We start from the raw sequence: 5,026 nt of genomic DNA, 5'->3' as shown, positions 1-5,026 counted from the left end.
GGCGGCGCGCGGCGGCGCGCCTCGCGGCTGGCGAACAGGCCCTTGGGCGCGAACATCATGAAGCCCATCAGGATCACGCCGTAGATGATTTCCTGGAACGACAGCGCCTGGCGCAGCAGCTCCGAGATCAGGCCGAAGCCGATCGCGCCGGCGATGGCGCCGCGCACCGAGCCGATGCCGCCCACCACCACCATGGTCAGGATCAGGATGGTGGTCTGGAAGCCCAGGCTTTCCGGGTGGATGAACGAGGCGAAGGTGGTGTACATGCCGCCGGCGATGCCGGCGTAGGCGGCCGACAGCGTGAAGGCGGTGCGCTTGATGGCGTTGACGTTCACGCCCATGGCCTGCGCCGCCACGTCGCTCTCGCGCACGGCGCGAAAGGCCGAGCCCAGCTGCGAGCGCGACAGCGCCACGGTGGCCCACAGCAGCAGCGCGGCGATCGCGACCACGAACGGATAGGCCTTGATGTCGGACACCAGTTCATAGCCGAACAGCGTGGCCGGCGAAATGCGGAAGCCGTTCGAGCCATTGGTCACCGACTGCCAGTTCAGGAACACCCACTGCATCGCCTCGCCGAAGGCGAAGGTCGACAGCGCCAGGTAGATGTCGCGCATGCGCAGCGCCAGGGCGCCGATGACGTAGCCCAGCAGCGCGGCCAGCAGCCCGCCGGCCACGATCGACACGAAGAAGGGCGGATGCCAGAGGTTGTTGATCAGCCCCGCCGTATAGATGCCGACGCCGTAGAACGCGGCGTGCGACAGCGCGAACTGCCCGGTCTCGCCGATGACGATGTGCAGGCCCAGGGCCAGCACCACGAACACCATCAGCAGGTTGACGACATAGATCACATAGCCGCTGGCGACGAACGGCAGGGCCGCCAGCGCCACGGCCATCAGCGCCAGCAGGGCGCGGTCGGTCTTGGATTTCATACTTTTTTCACCTGCAGTTTGCCGCCCAGCAGGCCTTGCGGACGCAGCAGCAGCACCACCATGATGGCCACGAAGGGCGCCACCACGATCGCGTTGGTCGAAATGAACAGGCCCACCAGGTTCTCGGCCACGCCGATCACGAAGCCGCCGACCACCGCGCCGGGCAGGCTGGTGATGCCGCCGACGATGGCGGCCGCGTAGGCCAGGATGGCGATGTGGCCGATGTCCGGCGTGATCAGGATCTTGGGCGTGATGAGCAGCGCGGCCACGGCCGAGATCAGCCCGGACAGCGCCCACACCATCATGCGGATGCGCGTCAGGTTCACGCCCACCAGGCGCGCGGCCTTGGGGTTCATGCCGACGGCGCGCATGGCCTTGCCCACGCGGGTGTAGGTGAACATCCCGTACAGCAGCAGCATCACGCCCACGGCCACCGCGAAGATCACCAGGTCCAGCTGCGTCAGCACGGCGTCGCCGATGATGATGGCGTCGGTCGGCGCCAGCGGCGGCAGCGAGCGCGGCGTGTCGCCCAGGCCGGTCTGGCGCACCAGCCCCTTCAGGGCATACGCCAGGCCCAGCGTGGCGATCACCATCTGCACCCCCACGCCCCTGGAGGCGATGACGCGCTCCATGACGACGCGCTGGAACAGGCCGGAGACCGCCGCCACCACCAGCAGCGTGACCGGAATGACGACCAGGTAGGGCCAGCCCATCACCAGGGTCAGGAACAGGGCGATGTAGCCCCCGACCATGAAGATCTCGCCCTGGGCGAAGTTGGGCACGTCGGTGGTCTTGAAGATAATGACGACGGCGACCGCCAGCAGCGCGTAGACGCTGCCCGTCACCAGTCCCGACAGCACCCCCTGCTGCAGGAACAACCAGATATCGGCAAAGCTCATGATGGTCTCCGGCGGTCCGCGCGGCGCTGCGCCGCGGCGCGGACCTGGCCTGTGGCGGCGGTTACGGCTGGTACTGCCAGACGCTCTTGAAGGCGCCCGGCACGAGCGACATGTTGGTGCCGTCGAACTTGATGTAGATGGCCGATTCCTGCGCGGCGCGGTCGTTCGGGCCGAACTCGATCGGGCCGGCCATGACGCCGGAATCGAACTTCATGGTCTCCAGCGCGGCCAGCACCTTCTCGCGGGTGGGCTGCGGGCCGGCGGCCTTGAGGGCGTTGACCACCGCCATCGCCGGCGGCAGGCCGTAGGGCATGTAGGTCTGCGGGTGGCCAGGCTTGGCGGCCAGGTCCGGATAGGCCTGCTTGTACATGTCGTAGACCCAGGTCAGCTTCGAGCCGCCGGGCACGTCGGCCAGCACTTCCTGGATGTAGACGTTCTTGAAGGCGTCCTTGTTGCCGACGTTCTCGACCAGCTGCTTCAGGTCGGCGGTGCCGTTGACGGCCAGCACGATGGGCTTGTTCCAGCCCAGTTCCTGCGCTTTCTTGATGATCAGCGCGGCGGGGCGGGCATAGGTCGTCAGCAACAGCACGTCCGGGTTGCCGGCGCGGATCTTGAGCATCGGCGCGGTGACGTCGGTGATGTTGGGATTGACCGATTGCACCTGCAGGTTCACGTTGCCCAGCTGCTTGGCCTGGGCCTGCGCGGCTTCCAGGTTCCAGCCGCCGTAGGCGTCGTCGTGGTTGATGTAGCCGATCTTGGCGGCCTTCAGGTGCTCATTGGCGAACTGCACCATCGAGCCGCCCACGGCGTGCTGCGAGATCGAGAACGCGCCGTAGATGTACTTGGACGGCGGATACAGCGCGCCGTCGCCGGAGGCGTTGAGCATGACCAGCGGCACCTTCTCGCGCTCGACGTATTCGCGCGCGGCCACCACGGCGGCCGAGCACGAGCCGCCGTTCAGCAGGAACACCTTGTCCTGCTCGGTCAGCTTCTTGACCGCCGCCACCAGGTCATTGGCGTTGCAGCGGTCGTCCTCGATCACCAGTTCGATCTGGCGGCCGTTGATGCCGCCTTCCTTGTTGACCTTGGCGTACCACATCTTGGCGGCGTTCAGCACGTCGAAACCGTAGGCCATGCCGCTGCCCGAGAGGGGCGCGAACAGGCCGATGCGGATGGTCTTGTCGGTGATGCCGGGTTCCTGCTGGGCCTGGGCGGAGGCGCCCAGGGCAAGGGCGCATAGCGCGGCGGCCGCGTGGCGGCGAAGGTGCTTCATGGTTTGTCTCCCGTTTTTTGAGTGCGCGCCTTTATCCATGGCGCGTTGCTGCGTGGCGGCGATGCCGCCGGATTGGGTTCACTGCATGCGGTAGCCACCGTTCACGTCGATGACGCTGCCGGTGATGTAGCCCGCTTCTTCCGAGGCCAGGAAACGCACGGCCGCGGCGACGTCGTCCACCGTGCCGATGCGGCCCAGCGGAATCGCCTGCGCCGCGGCCGCCAGCGCGCCGCTGCTGGTGACGGTGCTGCGCAGCATGTCGGTGTCGATCAGCCCCGGCGCGATGCCGTTGACGGTGACGCCCAGGTGCGCCGATTCGCGCGCCATGGCCTTGGTCAGGCCCAGCACGGCGGACTTGGCGGCGATGTACGAGGCGCTGGAGCGATAGCCGCCCAGCTGCGCGGCGACCGAAGTGAAGGTGACGATGCGGCCGTGCTGGAGCGGCGCGGCTTCGCGCCGCCGCAGGTAGGCGCGGCCGCACAGGAACACGCCGCGCGCGTTGACGGCGAAGCTGCGTTCCCAGATGTCGAGCGTGGTGTCCTTGATCAGCGGGCGTTCGCCGTTGGCCTGGAACAGCAGCAGGCCGGCGGCGCTGACCAGCACGGCGATGGGGCCGTGGGCCTGTTCGATCTGGTCGAACGCCGTTTCGACGGCGTTTTCGTCGCTGACGTCGAAGGCATGGGCGCTGTGCGGCGCGCCGAGTTCCTCGGCCACGCGGCCGGCGCGCTGGGCATCCACGTCCGACACGACCACGCGGTAGCCGGCGCGGGCCAGTTCCTGGCAGATGGTGGCGCCGATGCCGCCGCCGCCGCCGGTGACAAGCGCGAGCCGCGGGGCCGGGCCCGCGGCCGGCGTGGATACATTGGACATGCTGTCTCCTGTTGCGCGGATTCGCCTGCCTTGGAAGGGGCGTCCGCTGATCTGAATTTTTGGCGATTATGTATACATGATGGGTTGGTAGGTATAGGGGGTTTCCCGTAGTTGAACGGTGACCTTGATCGTTCTCATTGGGGAAAGCCCTAGCGCAGTGGTAAGGGGCGGTGTCGCATGTATTCTTCATGTATACAATGCGAGCATGGATACGCTATCTCAACACGTGACCGATACGCTGCGGGACTGGGTGCTGCATGGCAAGTTCAGCCCCGGGGCCCGTCTGGAGGAAATCCCGCTGGCCGAGAAGCTGGGGGTGTCACGCACGCCGGTGCGGGCGGCCCTGGCGACGCTGGGCAACGAGGGGTTGCTGGAGCATCTGCCCAAGCGCGGCTATACGGTGCGGGCCTATGACATTGCCGAGATCGTGGCGGCCTACGAGGTGCGCGCGGCGCTCGAGGGCCTGGCCTGTCGGCAGGCGGCGCTGCGCGGCCTGTCGAATGACGCGGTGGCGGTGCTGAAGAACTGCCTGGACGAAGGCGACCGCATTCTCGGCAAGGGCGTGCTGCTGGCGGAGGACCATCTGCCGTATCAGCAGGTCAACATCACCTTGCACAACGGGATCCTGGAGGCGGCGGGCAATCCGTGGGTGAAGCGGTTCGCGACGCAGGCGCAGGCGATTCCGTATGCGTCGGATCGGATCATCCTGTGGGAGGACCACGGGATCATTCTGCGGTCGCATGATGATCATCATCGGATCGTCAATGCCATTATTGCGCGGGATGGGGCGCGGGCTGAGGATCTGATGCGGGAGCATGTCTATTATGCGGGGATCATTCTTAAGAATAATTATGAGAGGTTGGCGCAGGCCTATCGGGTTTGAGGGGATTGTTGGCGGTTGGGTTCTTTAGGCGCGGGTGACGGGGCAGGCGGGGGATGGCGGGGCTACGATTGCGGTCCGGAGCGTTCGCTCCGGACTTCCCCGTCGTCAACCTCGTCCGCCTTCGGCTCCCTACGGTTTCCCTCGGGCGCATCTACACGCCCCGCCATCCCCC

General features: G+C 66.8%; 5 protein-coding genes. 1 reads left to right on the top strand and 4 read right to left on the bottom strand.

Annotated features, from left to right (window positions below):
• From AOZ53_RS33020 to AOZ53_RS33005, 4 genes are all read right to left on the bottom strand, one after another.
• On the bottom strand, window positions 1-929 hold a 929-nt coding region (locus AOZ53_RS33020), incomplete at its 3' end, for a branched-chain amino acid ABC transporter permease (RefSeq protein WP_054491061.1).
• Complete coding sequence (locus tag AOZ53_RS33015; protein ID WP_054474840.1) at window positions 926-1,828, bottom strand: branched-chain amino acid ABC transporter permease; 903 nt, start codon at window positions 1,826-1,828, stop codon at window positions 926-928. The genes AOZ53_RS33020 and AOZ53_RS33015, both read right to left, overlap by 4 nt.
• Window positions 1,829-1,889: 61 nt before the next feature.
• Window positions 1,890-3,101 carry an ABC transporter substrate-binding protein gene (locus AOZ53_RS33010; protein ID WP_054491059.1) on the bottom strand — a complete coding sequence of 404 codons (1,212 nt, stop codon included), beginning with the start codon at window positions 3,099-3,101 and terminating at the stop codon, window positions 1,890-1,892.
• 78 nt (window positions 3,102-3,179) lie between these two features.
• Complete coding sequence (locus tag AOZ53_RS33005; protein WP_054491057.1) at window positions 3,180-3,971, bottom strand: SDR family NAD(P)-dependent oxidoreductase; 792 nt, start codon at window positions 3,969-3,971, stop codon at window positions 3,180-3,182.
• Window positions 3,972-4,197: 226 nt separating this feature from the next.
• Here AOZ53_RS33005 and AOZ53_RS33000 point away from each other — a divergent pair, with 226 nt between their 5' ends.
• Entirely contained in the window at window positions 4,198-4,854 is a 657-nt protein-coding gene (locus AOZ53_RS33000) for a GntR family transcriptional regulator (protein WP_231689816.1), read from the top strand.
• The last annotated feature ends 172 nt before the right edge of the window (window positions 4,855-5,026 follow it).

It is taken from the genome of Achromobacter sp. 2789STDY5608621, from assembly GCF_001299375.1.
GTDB classification, from domain to species: Bacteria; Pseudomonadota; Gammaproteobacteria; order Burkholderiales; family Burkholderiaceae_B; genus Achromobacter; species Achromobacter insuavis.
This window is presented reverse-complemented; position numbering and strand designations above follow the sequence as displayed.